The 19591-nt window shown below is 33.0% G+C and carries 22 protein-coding genes and 1 riboswitch; of the genes, 3 read left to right on the top strand and 19 right to left on the bottom strand.

All coding sequences use genetic code 11. The features are described from left to right. Positions 1-67: 67 nt before the first annotated feature. The 10 genes from NGI30_RS02705 to NGI30_RS02660 form a co-directional block, all read right to left on the bottom strand. On the bottom strand, positions 68-430 hold the full coding sequence (locus NGI30_RS02705; protein ID WP_251518298.1) for a type II toxin-antitoxin system PemK/MazF family toxin: 363 nt from the start codon (positions 428-430) through the stop codon (positions 68-70). Then, the gene (mazE, locus tag NGI30_RS02700; RefSeq protein ID WP_251518296.1) at positions 427-597 is read right to left on the bottom strand and encodes a type II toxin-antitoxin system antitoxin MazE; all 171 of its coding nucleotides are present in this window, start codon (positions 595-597) and stop codon (positions 427-429) included. The genes NGI30_RS02705 and mazE overlap by 4 nt, the downstream gene beginning before the upstream one ends. Before the next feature lie 85 nt (positions 598-682). Then, a complete protein-coding gene (alr, locus tag NGI30_RS02695; protein WP_251518294.1) occupies positions 683-1831 on the bottom strand; it encodes an alanine racemase in 1149 nt (382 codons plus the stop codon). A 111-nt stretch (positions 1832-1942) separates the two neighbouring features. Next, positions 1943-2296 (bottom strand): holo-ACP synthase, encoded by a 354-nt coding sequence (gene acpS, locus NGI30_RS02690; protein WP_251518292.1) that lies wholly within the window; start codon positions 2294-2296, stop codon positions 1943-1945. Positions 2297-2543: 247 nt separating this feature from the next. Further along, complete coding sequence (locus NGI30_RS02685; protein ID WP_251942651.1) at positions 2544-3029, bottom strand: PH domain-containing protein; 486 nt, start codon at positions 3027-3029, stop codon at positions 2544-2546. Beyond that, positions 3016-4509 carry a PH domain-containing protein gene (locus NGI30_RS02680; RefSeq protein WP_353505249.1) on the bottom strand — a complete coding sequence of 498 codons (1494 nt, stop codon included), beginning with the start codon at positions 4507-4509 and terminating at the stop codon, positions 3016-3018. The genes NGI30_RS02685 and NGI30_RS02680 overlap by 14 nt, the downstream gene beginning before the upstream one ends. Beyond that, positions 4499-4978, bottom strand: coding sequence for a PH domain-containing protein (locus NGI30_RS02675; RefSeq protein WP_251518287.1), 480 nt, complete (start codon positions 4976-4978; stop codon positions 4499-4501). The genes NGI30_RS02680 and NGI30_RS02675 overlap by 11 nt, the downstream gene beginning before the upstream one ends. Before the next feature lie 201 nt (positions 4979-5179). Beyond that, entirely contained in the window at positions 5180-6682 is a 1503-nt protein-coding gene (cshA, locus tag NGI30_RS02670) for a degradosome RNA helicase CshA (protein ID WP_251942650.1), read from the bottom strand. Positions 6683-7070: 388 nt separating this feature from the next. Beyond that, a complete protein-coding gene (locus NGI30_RS02665; RefSeq protein ID WP_251942649.1) occupies positions 7071-8438 on the bottom strand; it encodes a UDP-N-acetylmuramoyl-tripeptide--D-alanyl-D-alanine ligase in 1368 nt (455 codons plus the stop codon). Between the two features lie 12 nt (positions 8439-8450). Beyond that, positions 8451-9521, bottom strand: coding sequence for a D-alanine--D-alanine ligase (locus NGI30_RS02660; RefSeq protein WP_251518284.1), 1071 nt, complete (start codon positions 9519-9521; stop codon positions 8451-8453). A 379-nt stretch (positions 9522-9900) separates the two neighbouring features. Between NGI30_RS02660 and NGI30_RS02655 the strand changes: the two genes are divergently transcribed. After that, positions 9901-11100: an FtsW/RodA/SpoVE family cell cycle protein gene (locus NGI30_RS02655; protein ID WP_251518283.1), complete on the top strand. Its 1200-nt coding sequence runs from the start codon at positions 9901-9903 to the stop codon at positions 11098-11100. A gap of 174 nt (positions 11101-11274) precedes the next feature. Here the strand turns inward: NGI30_RS02655 and NGI30_RS02650 are convergent, their stop codons facing one another. The 3 genes from NGI30_RS02650 to csoR form a co-directional block, all read right to left on the bottom strand. Next, entirely contained in the window at positions 11275-11415 is a 141-nt protein-coding gene (locus NGI30_RS02650) for an Lmo0850 family protein (RefSeq protein WP_251518282.1), read from the bottom strand. Positions 11416-11583: 168 nt separating this feature from the next. Then, the gene (csoZ, locus tag NGI30_RS02645; protein WP_251518281.1) at positions 11584-11790 is read right to left on the bottom strand and encodes a putative copper chaperone CsoZ; all 207 of its coding nucleotides are present in this window, start codon (positions 11788-11790) and stop codon (positions 11584-11586) included. 12 nt (positions 11791-11802) lie between these two features. Further along, positions 11803-12096, bottom strand: a complete 294-nt coding sequence (gene csoR / locus NGI30_RS02640; protein WP_251942648.1) for a copper-sensing transcriptional repressor CsoR — start codon at positions 12094-12096, stop codon at positions 11803-11805. Between the two features lie 141 nt (positions 12097-12237). On the opposite strand from csoR, the gene cls reads away from it, so the two are divergent. Next, on the top strand, positions 12238-13722 hold the full coding sequence (gene cls, locus NGI30_RS02635) for a cardiolipin synthase (protein WP_251942647.1): 1485 nt from the start codon (positions 12238-12240) through the stop codon (positions 13720-13722). 47 nt (positions 13723-13769) lie between these two features. Then, a complete protein-coding gene (locus NGI30_RS02630) occupies positions 13770-14417 on the top strand; it encodes an HD domain-containing protein (protein WP_251518275.1) in 648 nt (215 codons plus the stop codon). A 62-nt stretch (positions 14418-14479) separates the two neighbouring features. On the opposite strand, the gene yidC is transcribed toward NGI30_RS02630, so the two are convergent. The 6 genes from yidC to NGI30_RS02600 all read right to left on the bottom strand — a co-directional run bounded on the left by yidC (position 14480) and on the right by NGI30_RS02600 (position 19378). Beyond that, positions 14480-15340 carry a membrane protein insertase YidC gene (gene yidC / locus NGI30_RS02625; RefSeq protein ID WP_251942646.1) on the bottom strand — a complete coding sequence of 287 codons (861 nt, stop codon included), beginning with the start codon at positions 15338-15340 and terminating at the stop codon, positions 14480-14482. Positions 15341-15423: 83 nt separating this feature from the next. Then, the gene (gene thiE, locus NGI30_RS02620; protein WP_251942645.1) at positions 15424-16065 is read right to left on the bottom strand and encodes a thiamine phosphate synthase; all 642 of its coding nucleotides are present in this window, start codon (positions 16063-16065) and stop codon (positions 15424-15426) included. Between the two features lie 2 nt (positions 16066-16067). After that, positions 16068-16865 carry a hydroxyethylthiazole kinase gene (thiM, locus tag NGI30_RS02615; RefSeq protein ID WP_251518269.1) on the bottom strand — a complete coding sequence of 266 codons (798 nt, stop codon included), beginning with the start codon at positions 16863-16865 and terminating at the stop codon, positions 16068-16070. Further along, a complete protein-coding gene (thiD, locus tag NGI30_RS02610; RefSeq protein WP_251518268.1) occupies positions 16855-17676 on the bottom strand; it encodes a bifunctional hydroxymethylpyrimidine kinase/phosphomethylpyrimidine kinase in 822 nt (273 codons plus the stop codon). The genes thiM and thiD overlap by 11 nt, the downstream gene beginning before the upstream one ends. Further along, on the bottom strand, positions 17669-18358 hold the full coding sequence (tenA, locus tag NGI30_RS02605) for a thiaminase II (RefSeq protein WP_251942642.1): 690 nt from the start codon (positions 18356-18358) through the stop codon (positions 17669-17671). Before tenA ends, thiD begins: the two co-directional genes overlap by 8 nt. A gap of 70 nt (positions 18359-18428) precedes the next feature. After that, positions 18429-18530: riboswitch (TPP riboswitch) on the bottom strand. A 155-nt stretch (positions 18531-18685) separates the two neighbouring features. Continuing rightward, the gene (locus NGI30_RS02600; protein WP_251518266.1) at positions 18686-19378 is read right to left on the bottom strand and encodes a transglycosylase family protein; all 693 of its coding nucleotides are present in this window, start codon (positions 19376-19378) and stop codon (positions 18686-18688) included. Positions 19379-19591: the final 213 nt, after the last annotated feature.

Genomic DNA, 19591 nt, shown 5'->3' with positions numbered 1-19591 from the left:
TGCATACTATTGCAAATCGATGTCTATAACCATTATTTTATTAATGTTATTACTCAATTAATAAAAACTATGTGCGTGAATTTCTAACATTATGTAATCCTAAACTAATGTCAATAGCATTATTGACTTCTACCATCTTAGCATCGGAAAGATATGTTAATTTTTCTTTCAATCTATTCTTATCTAAAGTTCTGATTTGTTCCAGTAAAATAACGGAATCTTTATCAAGCTTATATTTACTTTTTTCTATTTCAACATGTGTAGGTATCTTAGCTTTATTGATCCTACCTGTAATTGCCGCCACAATTACGGTAGGACTATATTTATTACCAGTATCATTCTGAATAATGACGACAGGCCTAATCCCTCCTTGTTCAGACCCTTGGACTGGCGATAAATCCGCTAAATAAACGTCTCCTCTTCTCATCATTCATTGTTATTCTTTGAACTGAGATAAAGTTCATTGCAATCACAAGCTTCACATTCGAATGGGAAAGCTTCTGCTGCAAGGGAGAGATTTAAATCAGCCATTTGAGAATAGCCTTCTTTAAGTAATTGTTCCATACTATGATTTCTGTTCTGCGTGATACTTACCATGAATAAGACCTCCATGAGACTAAAATAGAATAGGAATAGTTAATTGTTAAGTTAATAATAACAAAATTTTCATACAGTGACTATACTATTTTAACAATTCATTACGAATTTCAGTTTCCTCAGTCCCATGATAGACACGTGGAAGCCTTCTACTTAAACGGCATAGCACTTCATAATTAATCGTCTGTTGTTGATGTGCAAGCGCTTCAGCAGATTGTTCACTGTTTCGGTGATGGTCCATAATTATTACTGGATCATTAGCTTCTACTGCTTCAGGAATTTTAATAATAATTTGATCCATACATACTTTTCCTATAACTTCGCATTGATGTCCATCTACATTTACTTTAAATCCTGACATGAGTCTAGGATACCCGTCAGCATATCCTACCGGTACAATACCTATCTTTGTAGGTTCATCTGCAGTGTAAACCCCGCCATAACTAACGGACTCACCTACTTTTAAATATTTAGTTTGAACTACTTCACTTACCCATTGGGCACTCGGTTTCAAATGAACCTTTACGTTGTCTCGAACATAGTTTGAAGGATAATAACCATATAGAGATATGCCTAATCTAATGGCATTACAATATTGTAAATCTTTCATCAAGGCACCAGCAGAGTTTTGTGTATGAATATAAAGAGGCTTTTCAGCTTGCTCAACAATGGATTCGAACTTATCTTGTTGATTATTCATTGATTCACCCGGTTCATCTGCACTCGCAAAATGCGTAAAGACGCCTTCAAATATAAGATGCTCATGTTCATGAATTAAATCAATCACCTGTTGATACTCATCTACATCTTTCACACCTAATCTACCCATACCTGTATCTAACTTAATATGTAACCATAAGTCCTTTTCATTATTTTCAGGCATTTCATTGATAGCTTGCTCTAACCAAGTTAACGAAGGTACCGTTACTGCGATACGGTGTTGTAACGCTTTTCTAATATCATATGTAGGCACAACTCCCAATATTAATAATTGAGCATTCACCCCATGCATACGTAATTCAATCGCTTCATCTAAGGTAGCAACAGCAAAGAAATTCGCCCCAACATCCATTAGATGCCTTGCAATCGCTAAGCTTCCTAGCCCATAGCCGTTCGCTTTAACAACAGGCATTACAGTCTTATTAGGATGTAACTTCTGGAATAATTGAAAGTTCGATGCAATTGCATTGAGATCCACGTTGACGTACGATGCTCTATAATATTTATCAGACATATTGACATACCTCCTATAACTGTCAAAGACGCTTCCATCACGATTTATTATATTCTATTCTAAATCAAACCGCGAAATGAACAAAATAAAAAGATTATAGTATCTTATTTATCATGTTTCTTCTATGATTACCTGGCTCATTGCATAATGTTCAGTGTGTGTAATACTGACATGAACTTTATAACCTTCATAATCAATGTTAGGTTTACCAAGTTCATTGTTATAACAATTGATTTCATTCATAGCAATGGACTGACCTAACCCTGTGCCAACCGCTTTACTAAATGCTTCTTTCGTCGCAAAACGACCTGCTAAAAATTCAATTTTTCGTTGCTTATTATTAATTTCATTGAATTTCAGTTCTTCCTGTTCTGTAAGTATACGTTTTACTAATTTATGTTGTCGTTGATACAATTGCTGAATTCTTTCAATTTCTACTAAATCAATTCCAATTCCGTAAATCATTACAAACTCCTCACTTATAAATAAACACACGAGTGATTTATTTAGTGTGTGTGCAACTAAAGTAGAAGTCACAGACTTTTTATTAACTAGGCAGTAAATAGCAAACTTGAAAATACACTTATATCGAGTTTTTTCAATCCTAGTCATCCTTGCCGGGTTGGGACTACGAAATCTCTATTAAAAAATTCGATTTCTGTCCCACTCCCTAAATTAATTATCTATCACTCGTGCGAAAATATAATTCAATTTATCTTTCTCTATCCCTATTCATTTGTTTTATTGTTCGTTTAATGTTTGAAGCTTGCTTTTTATTGATTAACTTAATTTCGATAGTACCACCAGCCGTGGATAACGTTAAATTAGTTAACTTATGCTTTCTCATCAATAAACCTTCAAAACTATCAATATTTTGAATTCTGAAGATAGGTACCTTTACTTCCTCTACAAACCAAACGCCTCTTTTAACGATGACTTCGTGATCATTAATTTTATATCGGAATATTTTATATTTTACTTTAGGTACGATGATAACCCAAACGATTATACTGACTAATGCTGCACAACCACCTATGACGAGATACCATGTATGGGCAGACTTTGAAAGTAGATTTAACCAAAGGCTATCCACGATAAATAATATAGCTGCTACCAACAATAAAATGACAATCGTTATTAAGGCTGAAATACGCATCACTTTCACACCAGAAGGTTCCATATAATTATATTGAGTCATAATCTACTCCTTTCAAATACCACTCTCGTAACATTTCAACTTCACTTTCATTAATATAATCCAAACCAATATATTCACTTCCCATTCCTTTGGCAATAATGAAGTTGAAGTTCGCCAAGTCACTTTTTTCTGAAATTGGTGTCGTATTTATTTCCAACCCTAATAATTTATCATGCTTCAAATAACTGTTTTTATAACCAAATAAAGTCACTTTTCGCACAGCCAACTCATTTTTAAATAGTTCAAGTCCTGATTGTTTAACTACAATAATACTCTGCAAGATTAAGTAAATAATTAAAATTGCTGCTAAAATAAATATCCATGGTTGCCAAAAGTAATTTATGATTTCAGCAATAACTAAAATAACAACTGATTGAACCCAAAAATGTTTATGGTAACTACGCCATGGCTTACCTTTTCTTGTATCCTTAAACGCCATTTGTGGTATTAATTTGGCAAGAATGTCATATGCCTGGCGTTTATGAATGAATGGTAATATCATAACATTTCCTTCTGCGGTCGCTTCATTATCTGACGAAAGATCATTATCATCACTAGTAATTAGAAATTGGATAGATGTATAACCTAATAATGCTCTGATAAATGATTGTTTTTCTATAACTGCTTGCACGCGGTCTGTTGGAACAGTAATATTTTTAATATTAAGTAAACCGTACTTTATATGAAGTTGGTTACCTTGTCGCGTGAGCGTATAATTATAGTATCGAATGACAACTAAAATGACGCCACATATATAACTTAAAATTAACAGTCCAATTAAAAACAAAATTACTTTCAGTAAAATTGAAGAAGATAAGCTCCCTAAAACAGTTCCCAACCAATGCCAAGGAAAATGATCTGAAAATGCCCCTACAATCGGAGATAAAGTTACAAAAGTCACACCAATTGCGCCACTCGTCATCGCCATGGTTAACAATTCTTTGAAGTTAAGTTGATACATATGTGTTTGTTGTGATTGGTGTTCTAGATTTTCAACACGTTGCGCTTTTACTTCCCCTTTATCTTCTAAAGCTTTCTGTCTATCGATAATTGACTCTCTAATCAACTGGCTTTGTTGCTTAGTAACCGTTTCTAAATTGATGCCATCACTTGGGGTTTTTATATGTAATTCTACCCCGTTAACAATCTGACTTAATAAACCTTGTGAAGTTTCCATAGATTGTATACGTCGAATATTTAACTCTTTTTTCGATTTTGAAAATACACCTGTTTGTAATATAAAATGATCATCTTCAATCCAATAACGTGTGTTATATATCTTTACGCCCTGATATATCGATACAATCAATAGAAACCCAAGATAAATACCTGGGAAAATATAATTTTGTAAATTTGTAAAATCAAAGCTTCTTAAATTAAATAAACTAAAAATGATAATGAAGACAATATTTTGTTTAATCACGTTAATTAAACCCGAAAGGTATGAAATAGGATGTAGCTTTTGAGGTCTAGACATCATAATCAGCTCCTCTCAGGTATTGTAAAATTTCGGTTTCTAACCGGTCTACCTCATCATTTTTCATTAATGGTAGTACTATCACATGTCCTGCTGTTAACATAGTAACTTGAGACAGTTGCATCTTACTTAAAATAGGATTACTCTTCCTTTCTATGTATTGGATACGTTCAAATTTCATAATTTCTTTCCTTTTAAAGAACAAGCCATTTTTCACTTCAATGATCGGGTTTGACACTTTGTAATAAGCATATCGATATTTGATCCATGGCCGAAATATCAATAAGAGAATTTCCAACAAGATTAGACCACTAAATAGATAAATCAGTCCATGCCACCAGTTAAATAATTGCCATAAATATATAAAAAATACGAGTACAATAATGCCAAAAGCACTATTAAACAAACGTGTTATGTAATGATAATAAAGTGCTTGTTTCGGGCTTTTATACATTGTTGAATCACTTAGCATTAGGCCACTCCTCTATAGTTTTGATTAATTATAACATAACATTTATATTTAATTTGTCTATCCTTTTTTATAGCTAATTATAAACTTAATATAAAACAAATATCGTGATATAAAAACACCAAAAACCCTTCACATGCATCTGTGAAGGGTTAGAATTTTTTCGTAACAGCTCAAATTAAATGAGCATATTAAAGTATTTAATTATTTCTGATGATCAGCAAATGTACGACCTTTCATCGACTTTTTATTATTTTTTCTGTCTGATGAACGATCATTTTTCTTTTTATTATTGTAACCGCCTTTACCGCGACGATTTTTATTATCAAATTTATTGCCACGTTTATGATTACCACGTTTCGGTCCTTTACTTTGACGATTTTTACGTGATAAAGGCTTTTCAAATGTTAATTGAACATCAACATCATCATTTGATTCAACTAATTCTTGAAGTAATGATGCAATTAATTCTGTCTCATTATATTCTTCAAGTAATTCTGTCGCAATACGTTGTAAACGAGGTTCGCTATCTTTTAACATCCAGTCTTTTACTTTACCTTTAATGTCATTTTCGCGCGCTTTTAATACTTCTTTACGATGTGGTGGTCTTAAAGCTTGCATTTGACGATTGTTAGAATGTTCAATTTGTCTAATATAATCCATTTCAATCGGATTAACGAAAGTAATCGCAATGCCTTCTTTACCAGCACGGCCAGTACGACCGATCCTGTGCGTATAACTTTCAGTATCTTGAGGGATATCGAAATTGTATACGTGGCTGACACCTGAAATATCAAGTCCTCTTGCAGCTACGTCTGTTGCAACTAATATATCAAGTTGATCGTTTTTGAACTTTTTCAATACTTCTAAACGTTTAGCTTGAGTAATATCCCCGTGTAAACCTTCAGCTTTATATCCTTTAGAAATTAATGCACTTGTTAATTCATCAACACGACGTTTTGTCCGTCCGAACACAATTGCTAAATCAGGTTGATGAACATCTAAGAAATTTGTAAATGTATCGAACTTCTCAAGTTCTTTCACAATAGTGTAGAATTCTTCTATTTGTGGGTTAGAATTTTCATTGTTCATTGTTTTAACAATTTGAGGTGATTTCATAAATTGTTGAACTAATGTTTGAATGGCTTTTGGCATCGTCGCTGAAAATAGCATTGTTTGTCTTTGTGAAGCTGGAATCTTGTCCATAATGAATTTCATATCGTCAATGAAGCCCATGTTCATCATTTCATCCGCTTCATCTAATATTAATGTTTTAATATCATTTGTTTTAAGTGTGCGACGGTTTAAATGGTCTATTACACGACCAGGTGTACCCACAACGATTTGAGGTCCTTTTTTAAGGGTTTTGATTTGACGGTCTATAGGCATGCCCCCAAATACTGTAACAACTTGTACATTTTGCCCTTTACTAAATTCTTTGATTGACTCAGCAACTTGCATAGCCAATTCACGTGTTGGAGCTAAAATTAATGCTTGAACGCCAGTTGTTCCAACGACTTTTTCGATTAATGGTATACCAAACGCACCTGTTTTACCTGTCCCAGTTTGCGCTTGACCAAGAACATCTTTGCCTTCTAAGGCAAGAGGGATACTATCTTTTTGTATCGGAGTGGCTTCTGTAAACCCGATTGATTCTAGGGTTTCTGCCAACTTGTCCGAGATCCCTAATTCTTTAAAATTTTGCAATATAATTCTCCTTTATTTATCTGTATTACTATACATATTTATTCGTTTAAGTTTCTTCAACTTCTTAATAGTACCACCTCAAGTATATAATCGCAATAAACCAATTTCTAAATGAGATGTAATATCTACTTTCTAATTTAATTTAATAGAAATATAAAGCCTATTACAAAGACATTGAAAGCGTTTGTTTTTTATTAAATGAGCACTCATTATAATACTCAAAAAAATTGTGCAGAAGTTGTTTTAATTTAACAAATGACTTAATTTTTAATTGTAACCAGTGATCTGTTCAAAAATACTTAATATCAACTAAATTCAAAAAATCTCCTAATAAGGTAATCCTTATTAGGAGATGTAACCAATATTTGCCTGCGACATATTGATGGTACTACTTATTTGCTTCGATAATCGCTTCGACAACTTCTTCTAACTTCATACCTCTAGAACCTTTAACTAATATTTTATCACCTTGCGTCATATTATCTAAAATATGGTCAATTAGAAGTTGTTTATCTTCAAAATGTACAGCTTTATCAACGTGAGGTTGGCCTGTTTCATTGATAAACTTTGATTCATTGCCAAACGTATATAAATTCGCAATCGCCTTATCCTCTAAATAATCACCAACTGATTTATGCATTTCTTCACTAATACCACCAAGCTCTAATACATCAGCTAATATTATGGATTTACGTCCTCCCATATTAGATAATGTATCGATTGCTGCTTTCATACTAGTAGGACTTGCATTATAGGCGTCGTTGATAATGACCGTATTATCGTCTAAATGGTGTTGTTCCATGCGCATACCTGTGAGTTGCACATGTGAAATATTATGATAGATTGTTTCATAATCTAAGTTTAATTGCTCACCAATTGTAATTGCAATTGTCGCATTTTTCATGTTATGAGCTCCAAGTACTGGTAATTTGTACTGGTCAGTACCGTTAATATTAAATTGAATGCCTTTATCTGTAACTTGTTCAAAATGACAAGTTTTCACATTCGAACTCTCTAAACCAATACTTATACAATCGACATGATTAAGTTGTTCGACATGTGGCTTTAATAGTGGTTCATCTCCATCGTAAATGAACAAGCCACCATCTATCAGTCCTTTAGTAATTTCTGATTTAGCTTGCGCAATCCCTTCTCTAGATCCTAAATCTTGCATATGTGATTCACCAATATTAGTGATGACAGCTATATCCGGGTGCGCTATATTTGATAATAATTCAATTTCACCAAACCCTGACATACCCATTTCTAAAATGGAAATTTCGGTATCTTGATCTAATTCCAATATCGTTAATGGTAAACCAATTTCGTTGTTGTAATTACCTTGTGTCTTCTTCACTTTATAATGTGATTTTAACACGCTTTCAATCATATCTTTTGTCGTTGTTTTACCATTTGAACCAGTAACTGCAATGACCTTGGGACCAACGAATTTTAAGTAGGCCTTTGCTAATTGTTGTAAAGCTTCTAACGTATCGTCAACCCAAATAATTGGACCTTCTACATTTCCATCAAGTTGAACATCTTTTTGATAAAATGCAGCGCCTGCACCATCTTTAAGTGCTTGCGCCACGAACTTATGTCCATCGACATTTTCACCTTTAAAAGGAATAAATAAATTTTGACTTTCAATAACTCGAGAATCTATAGAAACACCTTTAACCGTAGTGTTCAAATGTTGCTCATCGATTTCACAAGAGATCCATTCCTTGATTTTTCCTAAAGTTACTTCAATCATTATTTATTCGCCTCAATCAATATTGTATTTGTTCTTTTTCTTTTCTTCGTGCTTTTCTTTTGCTAAATCAATCAATTTAGTAATTAAATCAGCATATGAAAGTCCCATATTTTCCCATAAACTTGGATACATACTATAAGCAGTAAAGCCAGGCATAGCATTCGTTTCGTTAATGAATATTTGATTATCATCAGTCACAAAGAAGTCAGCACGTAACAATCCTGCACAGTCCGTTGCTTTAAATGCTTCAACTGCCATATTTCTTAACGTCATCTTAACTTCTTCATCAAGATCAGCAGGAATATCTAATCTAATCTTGCCATCTTTGTATTTCGCTTTATAGTCATAGAAAGCCACGTCTTTTACTACTTCGCCAGGCCACGTCGTTTCTGGATAATCGTTACCTAAGACCGCAACTTCAATTTCTCTAGCGTTAATACCTTGTTCAATAACTAATTTACGGTCAAATTGGAAGGCTTCTTCAATACCAGATTTTAATTCTTCCTCGTTGCTACATTTACTAATTCCTACACTTGAACCTAAATTAGCAGGTTTAACGAATACTGGATATTCTAATTTATCGTATACAAGTTTTAATATATTATTTTCATACTTTCTGTATTCACTTCTTAAGAAACTAACATACGGTAATTGTGGTAATCCTCTATGTTCAAATAATTGTTTCATCACAAGTTTATCCATTGAACTTGAAGCAGCTAATACACCATTTCCAACATATGGAATATCTAATACTTCAAATAGACCTTGAATTGTACCATCTTCACCGTTCGGACCATGTAATAATGGAAATACTGCACTATATGGTTGCCCTGAACTGCCTACTTTAAGCAATTGCGAGATTTCCCCCGCTTCTACATCGCTTAATCGTAAGTCATCAATATTTTCTATTTCAGATGTAATATTATCTTGTTTTTTCCAGTCGCCATCATTCGTAATGTATATGATATCAACTTGATATTGTTCTTTATCGATTGCGTTAAGAACATTTTGAGCAGTTAATATAGAAACATCGTGTTCTGCGCTTTTACCACCATATACAATACATATATTTTCCTTAGTCATATATTTTCCTCCATCTACCATTCTTAAGGTATATCATACCATGATTATATACTCTTATGCATTTGTTTAGGGGTTCATTTAAGTGCTAACTTTAATTTTTTCATATAGATTAAAATGATTATAAATAAAATAAGTAAGCGAGTCGTTATTTAATTTGTGTTAATCTCATTACTACTTATTTATATTTTCATTATTAAAATAACTTATGATAGTGACAATCTTTTTTTGAAATTTATGTATGGTGGTTTATATTCAAAATGTATTTTTTAATCGAATTTGTAAAAGAGATACCCTCTTTCTAGCAAAATGATGTAAAATTCGATAAACTCAATGTATAATACATATTTATAGAGATTCTAGCATTTTAAAGGAGTAAGAAATGAACAGTTTACGTCAATTAAAGAATAACCCCTGGTTTAGACGGATAGACTGGAAATTAGTCGCTATCCTTGCACTTTTAGCAATTATCAGTATCACTATAATAAGTTCGGCAATGGGCGGCGGACAATATAGCGCTAACTTCAGTATTAGACAAATACTTTATTATATTTTCGGTGGTATAATTGCTGGATTAATCATGCTTATTTCACCGAAAAAGTTATTCCGACATACATATACACTTTACATTATTTTATGTGTAGCGTTATTAATTTTAGTTATCATACCACCAAACCCATTGATGCCTGTCATCAACGGTGCACAAAGTTGGTTTAAAGCAGGTCCAATTAGTATACAACCTTCAGAATTTATGAAGATTATACTCATATTGGCATTAGCAAAATTAATTTCTAATCATAATCGATTTACCTTTAAACCATCAATTAGAACGGACTTCAAATTATTCTTTAAAATTTGTGGTCTATCTATAATTCCAATGATACTCATTCTATTACAAAATGACTTAGGTACAACTTTAGTAATTTGTGCAATCATTGCTGGGATGTTAATTGTAAGTGGTATTACGTGGAGAATATTAGCTCCGTTATTTATCTTTGTAATAGTAGCAGGCGCTAGTATTATTTTATCGATTATTTTTAAATCAACGATTTTCGAAAAGCTATTAGGTATTCAAACATATCAACTAGGTCGTATTAACTCATGGCTTGATCCATATACATTTAGTAGTGGCGATGGTTATCATCTAACAGAATCACTTAAAGCAATCGGTTCAGGTCAGTTATTCGGTAAAGGATTTAATCATGGTGAAGTTTATATACCTGAAAATCATACCGACTTCATTTTCTCAGTAATTGGAGAAGAATTTGGTTTTATCGGTGCAGTCGTTTTACTACTTATTTATTTAATACTAATCATACATTTAATAAGATTAGCAACTAAATTAGAAAGCCTATATGCGAAACTATTTATAATTGGATTTATTTCATTGATACTATTCCATGTTTTACAAAATATAGGTATGACGATTCAATTGTTACCGATTACGGGTATACCATTACCATTTATTAGTTATGGTGGTAGTGCTTTATGGAGCTTAATGTTTGGTGTCGGTATATTGTTATCTATTTACTATCACCAACCTAAAAAGAAATATCACCAACAAGAAGAAGAAAATGCATAATCTTTAAACAAAAGAGAGCTATTCCAGATTTTGGAATGGCTCTCTTTTTATAAAATAGAACTATACTGTTTTATTTTGAACATATTCAAATAACTTCAAACGACATAACTTATGTATTTTTGGCAGAAAAAAACGATGTGAACACGTGTCCTCATCGCTTTCTTGGTAATAAGACTATTTCAACTGGTTAGCGGCTTTCACATTAGTTGATAAAGAATGCATAACATCTAATCTTGATTTAGTTTTCTTTATGTTAACCCCTAATGATGATAATAGTTGAACTACATTTTGAATCTTTTCATTTTCTTTAGTCATATTATCACCCCTAACTTCTTTCTTACTACCATATTACCTTATTTAGTAGCCAATTACCATACAATATTTAAAATTTTAAATATATTGTCATAATGTCAAAATATTATCTTAAAACATACTTTACATACAATATTTGCACATTATTAATTTCAAATGTGTACAATTACATCAATTAATAATTTCAAATCCTAAATCATATACTTCTTTTTCTAAATTATTTAAACTTGCAGGTGTTTCAAATTCGATGTCGATCTGTCCACTCCTTTGATTAATACAGACCTTTTGCACTCCATCTATTGTAAATAATCGTTGCTCAAGTTTATGTTGTTGTTCTTCATTAGTTAAGTTAGAAACATAAATCGTCTCAAATTCCACTATTGCTCGCTCCTAGTCTTTCATTAATTTTTGAAATGTTACTAATAACTCTTCCATCGCTTCTTCCTCTTCGCCATGGTTCACTTTATCCATAATACAGCCTTTCATATGATGTTCCAATAATCTTGTTGCAACGCTGTTTAATGCAGAACGTGTTGCTCTAATTTGAGTAAGTACATCATCACAATATACATCTTCAGATATCATTCTATTAATCGCACGAACTTGCCCTTCTATGCGGTTTAATCGTGAAGTTAAATTCGCTTTAGTTTGTTCTGAATGATGCGTTTTATGAATTTCAGTCATTTAAGGTTGCCTCCCTTTAGAATTCATCAACATAATATACCTATCCCCCCTATCAGTCAAGTGATAAAAAGTGTTCTACATGTTACAATAATTGGGACTTTTATATTTTTTAACACTTGATTTAAGTGTATGGAGGTACATATGGTAGATATTTTCGCAATGTTGTATAGTCACACCAACATCATCATCAACGTTATTTTAATTGGTGCCTTTTTATTAAATGTTATCTTTGCTTTTACAATTATATTTATGGAAAGGCGATCTGCCAGTTCGATTTGGGCATGGATATTAGTACTATTTCTGTTACCCATACTAGGATTTGTAATCTACTTGTTATTTGGTAGACAAATTCAACGTCAACAAATCTTTAAGATAGACAGAGAAGATCAAATCGGTATAGAAATGATCGTCAATGAACAAATGGAATCCTTAAAAAATGATGATTTTTCAAAAGGAAACCATCAAATTGTTAAGTATAAAGATATGGTACAAATGTTGTTATATAACAATGCAGCGTTCTTAACAACCGATAATGAAATTAAAGTGTTTACAGACGGTGCTGACAAATTTGAATCTTTAATAGACGATATTTATGCAGCTAAAGATTACATACACATTCAATATTATATTTTCAGAAATGACCAACTCAGCAACCGTATCTTAACCGCTTTAGAACACAAGCTTGACGAAGGTTTAGAAGTGAGAATGCTTTATGATGATATGGGATCTAGAACGTTAAAGTTTAAGGATTTTAAGAACTTCCGAAAGAAAAATGGTCATTTTGAATCGTTTTTCCCATCTAAATTACCGCTTATCAACTTAAGAATGAATAATAGAAACCATAGAAAGGTTGTTATTATTGATGGACATATTGGTTACGTGGGTGGCTTTAATGTAGGTGAAGAATATCTCGGATTAAAGAAAAAGTTTGGTTATTGGCGGGATACACATTTACGTATAGTTGGTGATGCTGTTAACGCATTACAATTACGTTTTATGTTGGATTGGAACTCTCAATCTTCTCGTGAAGATATTAAATATGAAGATCGTTACTTCCCTGATGTTAAGTCTGGCGGTACGAAGGGTGTTCAGATTGCCTCTAGTGGACCAGATGAAACTTGGGAACAAATTAAATACGGTTATTTAAAAATGATTGCTTCAGCTAAGCAATCCATCTATATTCAAACGCCATATTTTATTCCTGACCAAGCATTCTTAGATGCAGTGAAAATAGCTGCACTCGGTGGCGTAGAAGTCAACATTATGATTCCTAATAAACCAGATCACCCATTTGTCTTCTGGGCTACTTATAAAAACGTCGCTTCATTGTTAGATGCGGGAGTAAATATATTTCATTATGATAATGGATTCTTACATTCAAAAACAGTCGTTATAGATGATGAATTGGCGAGCGTCGGAACTGCAAATATGGATCACCGTAGTTTCACTTTAAACTTTGAAGTAAATGCCTTTATATATGATACGGAAATTGCACAACAACTTAAGCGCGCTTTCCAAGATGATTTAAAAGTGTCACATCGTTTAACGAAAGAACTTTATGAAAAACGCAGTAACTGGATTAAATTTAAAGAAGGTATTTCTCAATTATTATCCCCTATATTATAAGTAAATAGATGTATAGAACATTTGTTAAATGCAAAGGAGTTACATTAATGAACTCACAAAACATTATCTTTAACGCAACACATTATATGAAACAATGTCATAAACATGATACAAGCGGACATGATGTTGCACATGTGCAGCGTGTAGTGAAAATTGCACTACATATTGCTGAACAAGAACAACAAGGTGACCGATTGGTAATTCAATTAGCTGCCTTACTTCACGATACTGTCGATAGCAAGTTAACTGATGTCACAGATGCAACTGTGAAACTACAACAATTTTTAAAGCAACAAAAGCTTAGCCAAAGTCAGCAATCAGAGATTATGTTTATCATTAATAACATGAGTTATAACAACGGCGCAAATAATCATGTTGAATTACCTATTGAAGGACAAATCGTGAGAGATGCTGATAGACTAGATGCTTTGGGCGCAATTGGTATTGCACGTACGTTTCAATTTGCAGGTCATTTTAATGAGCCTATGTGGGTCGAATCAGAGGCAAATCATCCTCTATTAGATGTAGAAATTGATAAGCAAGACACACCTCCCTCAGCAATCAAACATTTTTATGAAAAATTGTTTAAACTCAAATCATTAATGCATACAAAAACAGGTAAAAAAATGGCTGAGGAACGTCATGATTATATGAAAAGATTTGTTACTCAATTTTTTAATGAATGGTACTTTTAACTGTATCGATAATTTAAAAGAGCGAGGCTTTGAATTTCAAAGCCTCGCTCTTTATTTATACATTATTTCTTTTTCTTCTTATTAGAAACGACTTGTGTGTTGCTGCCTTTTTTATTAGTTTTTTCTTTGTTCATTTTTGCAAGCATAGGTTCAACTTCTTTTTTAGCTAATTTAGAATAATACATATTAGCAACTTCAGTTTGTACAACTAAGAACGCCGCACTGACTGACCAATATAAACCTAATGCAGAAACTGAACTTAGGGATACGAAGATAATCATAATTGGGGAAATAACCATCATCATGTAACCCATTTGTTTTTGTTCTTCAGGCATAGATCTTGATGATACGTAAGCCTGTAAAAAGTATAGCACACCCGCGATTATTGTAATCAAGATGTCTGGTTTAGCTAAGTTAAACCATAAGAAGTGTGGGTGATGAGAAAAACCTGCAAGATTTGATTTCAATGCAAAGTATAATCCCATGATAATAGGCATTTGAATAAGTACTGGTAAACAACCTAACATACTCTTCATAGGATTCATATCATATTTTTTGTAAACTTCCATGAGTTCTTGGTTCGCTGCCATTTTATCTTCCTGAGTACGCGCACGTTTAACTTTTTCTTGTACTTCATTTACCTCAGGTTTGGCAACTTTCATTTTTTCACGCATCATATGACTATTTTTATAGTTTGATAACATGAATGGTAATAAAACTAAACGAATCGCTAAAACTAAGACAATTATTGCAAGACCGTAATCATTATTAAAACTTGAGCCTAACCAATGAATCAACTTACTCATTGGATCGACGAAAGTATTAAAGAAAAATCCGTCTCTATTTTCTGGTTTAGAATAATCACAACCAGATAATAAAACCATTACACCTAACAATAAAGGTAATAACGTTTTCTTTTTCATTTTTCCACCTCTAACCTTTTATTCACATAAATAACATTCTATCATATAAGGCTTAGAGTGAAAATTAAAAAAAGCAATTTCTACTATTGTTCAACAGATTGTAATAAATGTTGCACAGTTTCACTGATGTTTTCACTTTTAGCTATAACAGATATAACCGATAAACCATCTGCCCCAGCTTCAACAATTTCATTAGCATTATTTACATCAATGCCACCGATTGCAACGATTGGCAAATCATCCACATATTGTCTTAGGGTTGGAATCATTTCTGGCCCTACTGGATGGTTCGCATCATCTTTGGAACGCGTCGCATACATCGGTCCTACGCCAATATAATCAACATTCGTTAAATCCGAATTATGATATTCTTCCACGTTACCTACGCTTAAGCCTATGATTTTATCTTTAAATTGAGATGCTACATCACTTATGGCTACGTCATCTTGTCCAAGATGAATACCGTCAGCATTAATTTGTTTAGATAAAGTTACATCATCATTTACGATGAATGGCACATGATACTCTTTGCAAAGTTTAAATAACTCTGTAGCAAGTAATGCTTTTTCGTCACCTACACGAGCACCAGGACCTTTTTCTCTAAATTGAAACATCGTAATCCCGGCTTCTAAAGCTTCTCTTACAACCTCATGTATTGTAACACCATCAGGGATGTCTTGACTTCCACAAATAAAGTAAACCTTTAAATCAGATTTGTGAAACATATTTACACCTCTTGGACTTGATGATGTGTTAAATAGTCATCATAAGTGATTAATGATAAATAGTTGATTAATTCTACTGCAAATGTACCTGGGCCTTTATTTTGTGAAATATTGTCTGCTTGTTCCGCTGCAATATTATATATTGATACTGCTTCGATAAGTGCATTTATCGATAACTGAGAAAGTTGAGTTTGATCTACAAAGCTCGCTACTACAGCGCCTAATAAACAACCAGCGCCTGTAACCTTTGCTAATAGAGGAGAACCGTTATTTAGTTTAACAATTTGACCATTATGAGCAATAACATCTGTTTTTCCAGTAATAATAATGGCACACTTTAACTGCTCATGTGCTGATTTTGCAATATTAACAACATCTAATGAGTGATCACCTTCAGTACCTTTCATCTTTGTTTCACTATCAATTAAAGTTAATACCTCGGAACTATTTCCTTTAACGACGCTAACTTCAACTTCCTCTAAAAAACGCTTACAGAAGTCTTTTCGATATTGAGATGCGCCAACTGCAACCGGGTCAAATACGATAGGTGTTCCAACTTTATTCGCTGTTTGACCAATTTTAATGATATCCATTTCTTGATCTTTCGTTAATGTACCAATGTTAATAAGCAAAGTTTGCGCAACTTGTAACATATCTTCTGCTTCTTCAGGCGCTTCACTCATTGCAGGGCTTGCTCCTAGACTTAACAAACCATTTGCAGTGAAGTTTTTTACTACATCATTGGTATAACAAATCACTAATGGATTTTGAGTTCTTAACTGTTCTAAATTATTCGTCATCTAAGCCGACCTCTTTCATGTACGCAAAGTGATTCACTGGCCCTCTTCCTTGGCCTATTTCTGGTGTATGTTTAATACTTAAAGAAATGAATTTTTTCGCTTTTTGAACCGCTTCATAAATAGATTTACCTTTAGCAAGTTCAGCAGTTATGACAGCTGAGAAAGTACACCCTGTACCGTGTGTATGTTTTGTATCATAACGTGGCTCTTCGAATGTATACACATCATTTTGCGTAAAAAGATAATCTTTTGCATTCTGTTTATCTTCTGAATGGCCGCCTTTGATAACGACCCCTTTGCTGCCTATTTCATTGATAAAAACTTTTCCTGCTTGATAAATAGACTGTTCATCATTAATAGTTAAACCAGTAATTTCTTCTGCTTCAGGTAAATTTGGCGTTGCTACCATTGCATAAGGAAGTAATATATTTTGTAAATCTGCTTTAGCGTCATCTTCCATTAATGAATCTCCACTTTTTGCAAGCATAACTGGATCAATCACGTAAGGTAAATCAGGATATTTCTTTAAATAATCACGAATTAATTCCATCATGGGTTTGGATGCAATCATCCCTGTTTTAATCGCTTGAGGTAATTCATCATCAAATATACTCTCCATTTGTTCTGCCAACCAACTTTGATCAAAGTTGTGAATGTGTTGTACACCTTTCGTGTTTTGAGCAACAATACTTGTAATAGCAGCCATTCCATAGACACCACATGCATGGAATGATTTTAAATCTGCCATAACACCAGCACCGCCTGTAGGATCAGTGCCTGCAATAGTCAGTGCTATTTTAGGTTTATTCATGTGCATCTCCTCCAAATGACCACGCTTCTTCATTATATGACATTGCAAAGAAATTGCGTTCATGCACAGTACTTTGTAAGAAACATTCTTTAATTTCTTGTTTTTCATCTTCTGTACAATGTTCAGTTAATTTATTCATTAATTCATCAAATACTTCAACTAATTCGTCCATTTCAGTACTGTAAAATTCAAACCATTTTTTCAGACCAGATTGTTGATTTAAAGCATCATCTTTTACTGCTTGTTTAGCAATAACTTGGTAAACATATGGGCAAGGTGCCATTGCTGCAATCGTAAATGCTGCGTTTTCTTTAGCAAAGGCATTGAAATACATATGTTTAATATAATGATCGCCGCTTGGTGGCCAAACTTTTTCTTGTACTATTTCTTCATATGGTTCACCGACGTAATCTGCTAATATTTCATGCGCTTCTACTTCTCCACCCACTATGAATTGGATTTGTTCCACTAAAAATTTCACATCGTCTAATGATGATAACTTTGGAATAATTAATGCGTAGATATTCGCAAACTCTTTTAAATAAGAAGCGTCTGCTCTTAAATAAAATTTTGTAGCTGCTTTAGGTAATTCGCCGTGTAACATATCTTGAATAAAAGGGTCATTATAAATATCGTTGATAATTGGTTGCGAATCTTTTTTTAATTCTTCAGAAAATAACAAGTTGAATCCTCCTCAATAAAAAAACTACATTCAACGTAAGAATGTAGTTAATAATAGTTAATATCAATCGACTATAATGAAACTACTTCCCTACGTTGGTTTTAACCAAATCAGGTTTAAGGGTTTGAACACTATAATTCATCTCAGCCTATAGGCACCCCTAGTAGATTTTCTATAATATTTTGTTAAATTAACCATAACAAAACCACTATTCATTTGCAAAAGAACGGTTTGTTGAGCTATCTAAAAGTATTACATAATAAAAAAGAGTGAATACCGAATTCGGTATCCACTCTTCTTATATATTCATTTATATGAAAATTTATATTATGCAGTTACCCATTGTGAAGGACCAACAGTGTTGTATAATTTCATAGCTGCAGCGTCTTGTACTGATTCAGGAGCGTTTGCTGGTGATACACCTTTGTATTGAGCTGGTGCTACTGAATCCCAAGTGCTTTGTAAGAATTGATATTTACCTGCTGCACCTGATGAAGGGTTGATTGCGTGGATGTTACCACGTGATTCGCGTTGAGCGATTTGTTGTAAATGACTGTTTACATGTACTGAAGAACCAGTTGAAGCTGATTCGTTTGTTGTTTTTTGAGCTGGTTGAGCTTGTTTAGTTGTTGTTTGTTTTGGTTGTTGAGTTGCTTTTGTTTGTGGAGCAGCTTCTTGTTTTACAGCTGGTTTAGCAACTGATTTATGAGAAACTTGTTTAGTTTGAGTTTGGTTGTTTGAACCTTGATCACCATTTACGTACCAGTTAGGGCCGTATTTCCATGACCAGTAAGTACCATTTGATTCGAAATCATAGTGTAATTTGTCATATTTGAAGTTATAGTTATAAGCACCTGAATGTACTGGGTGTTCATTTAAATACTCTGGATTATGTTGAGCTTTGTTAGCTAAGTCTGCTTTATTGATATTTTGTTCTGCAGCATCTGCTGAATGTCCTGCTACTGCGCCAGTTACGCCTAAGCCTAATGCTAAAGTTGAAGTGATAACTGTTTTTTTCATTTCAATAAATCCTCCTATAAGATAATTAATTGTTTGATTAATTTGCTAAATACAATATAACATCTTAAATCACCTTGTAGGTTACAGCCAAATGAAAATAACAGCTTTATTTTTACATATAGATTACATGTACTTTTACAATAATTAGTGCTAATAATTTCTTTATCGTTTGCTATGTTCAAATTTTACTGACAATTCTATCAATTGGTGCAT

The sequence above is a fragment of the Staphylococcus sp. Marseille-Q5304 genome, from assembly GCF_943737015.1.
Taxonomy (GTDB): domain Bacteria; phylum Bacillota; class Bacilli; order Staphylococcales; family Staphylococcaceae; genus Staphylococcus; species Staphylococcus hsinchuensis.
The sequence above is the reverse complement of the archived record's forward strand: the minus strand, read 5'-3'. Positions and strand labels throughout refer to the sequence as shown.